Here is a 402-nt window from a genome sequence, read left to right as displayed (position 1 = left end):
AGCCTCGGCAGTGATTATTGCTTCAGCTTTTTCAATGATAAGATCCGCAGTCAGGATTTTGTTATTATAGTTTTCCTGACTTATGGTTGCAGTCACCGGATAAGTACCTGCATTAATTTGCCTGTTATCGGCATACTCTACTGTCGCTCCTTCCGGAAGTCCTGTGACAAAAATGCTGTGCGGAGATCCGTCGTAAATGAAAGTGTCGCCAGCAAAAGCCACTCCTGTGATTTCTGCATTTTCGATTTCCAGGGAAACTTCTTTTGAAGCCGACAAATAATTCTCGGTTTCTTCAGTAGAAACAGTAACAGGATAAGTCCCTGCGTTGGTATATCCTTGCTGCGGAGCAAACTTCAATGTAGTTTCTTCATGATTCAGGCTTGCCGCCACATTCTTCACAGT

The 402-nt window shown here is 43.5% G+C and carries 1 protein-coding gene; it reads right to left on the bottom strand.

Annotated elements, in window-relative coordinates; genetic code table 11:
* Positions 1–402 (bottom strand): MBG domain-containing protein (locus tag RM549_RS19430; RefSeq protein WP_311687780.1); only part of this gene is annotated, 402 nt, incomplete at both ends.

Source organism: Autumnicola patrickiae (assembly GCF_031846525.1).
In the GTDB taxonomy this organism is placed as follows: domain Bacteria; phylum Bacteroidota; class Bacteroidia; order Flavobacteriales; family Flavobacteriaceae; genus Autumnicola; species Autumnicola patrickiae.
This window is presented reverse-complemented; position numbering and strand designations above follow the sequence as displayed.